Source organism: Microcystis sp. LE19-10.1B, assembly GCF_027530565.1.
GTDB lineage: Bacteria > Cyanobacteriota > Cyanobacteriia > Cyanobacteriales > Microcystaceae > Microcystis > Microcystis aeruginosa.
Genome location: NZ_JAPZQM010000547.1, coordinates 1 through 3,512, shown reverse-complemented (window position 1 = coordinate 3,512; position 3,512 = coordinate 1). Strand labels below are relative to the sequence as shown.

Below are 3,512 nucleotides of genomic sequence, written 5' to 3'. Positions count from 1 at the left end.
CCTTGATAAGGGGGGTGCCGATCCCCCCTTAATCCCCCCTTGATAAGGGGGGTGTCTGACAACTTTTAACACCTACCTACTTATCAGTAATCGGTGAATAATTTCATTTAAGACTCATAACCTTCAAATCGAATCATTTCTAACCAGTCACTGATCAGGGATCACTAATAAGGAGGAGAATAAAAGTTGTTAGAAAATGCCAAGAAAATTACGGTTATAGGTGGGGGAATTTGGGGACAAACTCTCGCTAATTTGGCTAGACTTAATTACTTAGCTGTTAGGGTTTGGTCGCGTCATACTGGGGAAGATTTAGGGGCTATTATAGCAGATACTGAGGTAATTATTTCAGCAGTTTCGATTAAAGGAGTTGTTCCAACGATCGAAAAATTACAGCAATTACAATTAAATTCTCGCATAATTATCGTCACCGCTACTAAAGGATTAGAGCCAATCACCACTCGTACCCCTTTTCATCTGTGGAATCAAGCTTTTCCCGCTAATCCCCTTGTGGTTCTTTCCGGTCCCAATTTAGCTAAAGAAATTAATCAAGGTTTACCCGCTGCCACCGTGGTAGCAAGTTATGTGCAGAAAGCAGCAATATTGTTACAAAAATTATTATCTGGGGAATCTTTTCGGGTTTATCTTAATAGCGATCCCTTGGGGACTGAGTTAGGTGGCACTCTCAAAAATGTCATGGCGATCGCTTCTGGGGTTTGCGATGGTTTACAGTTAGGTACTAATGCCAAATCTGCCCTGTTAACTCGCGCTTTACCGGAAATAGTTCGGGTGGGAACTTGTCTAGGAGGTTGTCAAGAAACTTTCTTCGGTTTATCGGGTTTAGGGGATTTATTAGCCACCTGTAATAGTCCTTTATCTCGCAATTATCAAGTGGGTTATCAATTAGCTTTAGGTTTATCTTTGCCTGAGATTTTAGCAAAGTTAGAGGGAACTGCCGAGGGAATAAATACCACAGAAGTTTTGATGAGAATTGCCCAAGAAAAAAATTTATATGTACCGATTACCTGCCAAGTTGATCGTCTTTTGCGCGGGGAAATTTCTCCCCAAGTTGCCGTTTATGAATTGATGCGTCGGGATTTAAAAGCAGAATTTGATTAAGAGACAAGAGATTTTTCAGTGATCAGTAATCAGTTAGTCGGAGCTTTCTTAACAAAAAGAGAAGAAACTTAAAAAAAGGGGAACCGATTGATAGGTATAGTTTTAAAAGAAAGAAGGAATCAAGGTGGAGGTGAGCAAAAAAATGGAGAAATGAGCAGCCCAAGAATTACAGTATGCAGACCTAGGGGACACGAGAAGAAAGAAAAGGTTAATCAGTATCGTGGAAAACTTGGCTAGGCAACTTAGTACAAGGGTACGACATTCCTCGGCAAATCTAGCCGCCGTCAGTGCCACATCTGATTTTGGGAATTCACCCTATTTTCAACCTTCAGCGGTAAGAATGATTGCTTCTCTTGGGGTTTTTTAGGTAGAAAAGGCGACGGTGAACCTAGTGTTAAAACTATTTGGTTAGGACTGGGAAGGTTACATGATATCAGCCAGACTTGGAAACTATCTGATCAAATTATTTTCCCCATAGAACCCCCTTGAGCAATCTTGCACACTTTTCTCTTTTTGTCAAATTTTATGTTAAGAAAGATGCGACTAATGGATAGGAGGGCCACGAATAAAGAAAAATGGTATTAATAGGGAGCTAACTGCGAAATTAGCCTACAAAACCTGAAAAAATCTCCCACAAACATGGCGAGGACAAGCATGAATACAATTAGTAATTTTTTAGCTAGTGCTATTGTCGGCGGCTGGATTATGACCATGGCAGTTTTTGCTATTCAAAATATCCAACCAGTTTCTTTAAAGTTTCTACAATTTGAGTCAATTAAAGTACCTATCGGTGTTTTATTGGCTTTTTCTTTGGGAATTGGATTTTTTATGGCCGCATTTATCCCCGCTTTTTTGAGAAAGTCGAAAAAATCTCCTCGCAGTCGCTTTCCTCCCCCACAACCGGGGTTAGACGAGTTTGATTTTTAGATAGGGTTTGCGGCAAAAAGTTTGTTGGTGGGGTTAGGAGTCAGTAGCCGGTCGTCGGTCGTCAGTAGCCGGTCGTTTCAGGCTTTGTTGCCCTCTCTTTTTGTACCAAAGTATGTACTACAAGAAGGATAATGCAAGGTTTTTGAGGGTCCCAATCCGATTTTCGCAGCATGAACATCGGATTTTAACAGGTCAAAAGCCTTATTTTAAAAGGGTTTTACCATTATTCAGCAAGCCCTAGTTAGGTCAGCCCCTAATCACTTAAATTCTGAACAAAAACGCCAATTCAAGTCTGAATTGGCGCGATAATCGCTTCTAATGCCGTTGAATCTTTAGGGTGTTTCAATCCCTAATAGGGATTAACATTAATTGGAATAACAATAGAGTGAGGAACAATAAGCATATTGTTTCAATCCCTAGTAGAGTTTAAGATTAATTGGAACATTAATAGCGAGGGAAAGTAGTGGATTCTCCCCAAAGTTTCAATCCCTAGTAGGGTTTAAGATTAATTGGAACAAAAATTCTCTTAAGCGAGCCTCGGTCATGACATTGTTTCAATCCCTATTAGGGTTTAAGATTAATTGGAGCCTATGGTAACACGAAAAGATAATCGCGTCAAGATCGTTTCAATCCCCATTAGGGTTTAAGATTAATTGGAACACTTCGTCTGTGCCGTCCATCCCGAAGGGGTAGAGTTTCAATCCCTAATAGGGTTTAAGATTAATTGGAACAAGTAAAGCGGCAATAAGCGATTTAGAACGAGGCGTTTCAATCCCTAATAGGGTTTAAGATTAATTGGAACATTAGCGGCAAGATTCCCCACAAAAGAGGAGAAGGCCGTTTCAATCCCTAATAGGGTTTAAGATTAATTGGAACTCAATTCTGGTCTCGGTGGGGAATTCCCTAGTGACGTTTCAATCCCTAATAGGGTTTAAGATTAATTGGAACCGGAATTTGAAGGAAGCCCAACAGCTACTAATGCAGTTTCAATCCCTAATAGGGTTTAAGATTAATTGGAACGCTTTGCACCCCCAATTCTCGATAGGCATTTTTGTTTCAATCCCTAATAGGGTTTAAGATTAATTGGAACAAGACGGGAAGCCGGGAAAAGACGGGAAGCCGGGAAAAGTTTCAATCCCTAATAGGGTTTAAGATTAATTGGAACACTTTAATGCTATTCCATTTAGCCATCAAATCCGAGTTTCAATCCCTAATAGGGTTTAAGATTAATTGGAACAAATTGCGAGAATTGAATGGTGAATTCAACAAAAGTTTCAATCCCTAATAGGGTTTAAGATTAATTGGAACTCGACCTTCTTTGATTGATGCCCACATTCCGCACCCTAAGTGTCACAACGTCTCAAAAGAGGAAGATGCCTGAGTCAAAATACTTATCTAGAGGAGTGAGTTGGCGGCAAGCTGCCGGCAACTAAGCCGAAAATTCCAGGGTTCCCCCAGTCATTCGCAAT

Annotated in this window: 2 protein-coding genes, 2 pseudogenes and 1 CRISPR repeat array; all 4 genes and pseudogenes read left to right on the top strand. The window is 40.3% G+C overall.

Annotated elements, in window-relative coordinates; all coding sequences use genetic code 11:
- Positions 1-186 precede the first annotated feature (186 nt).
- The gene (locus O9332_RS19885; RefSeq protein ID WP_004159637.1) at positions 187-1,116 is read left to right on the top strand and encodes an NAD(P)H-dependent glycerol-3-phosphate dehydrogenase; all 930 of its coding nucleotides are present in this window, start codon (positions 187-189) and stop codon (positions 1,114-1,116) included.
- A gap of 166 nt (positions 1,117-1,282) precedes the next feature.
- Positions 1,283-1,408: pseudogene (locus O9332_RS28475) on the top strand (transposase DNA-binding-containing protein); the annotation flags it as partial.
- A gap of 39 nt (positions 1,409-1,447) precedes the next feature.
- Positions 1,448-1,605: pseudogene (locus O9332_RS19880) on the top strand (IS4 family transposase); the annotation flags it as partial.
- Between the two features lie 165 nt (positions 1,606-1,770).
- Positions 1,771-2,043, top strand: a complete 273-nt coding sequence (locus O9332_RS19875; protein WP_002788612.1) for a lipopolysaccharide assembly protein LapA domain-containing protein — start codon at positions 1,771-1,773, stop codon at positions 2,041-2,043.
- Between the two features lie 339 nt (positions 2,044-2,382).
- Positions 2,383-3,351: direct repeats of the CRISPR family, unit length 37 nt; unit sequence GTTTCAATCCCTAATAGGGTTTAAGATTAATTGGAAC.
- Positions 3,352-3,512: the final 161 nt, after the last annotated feature.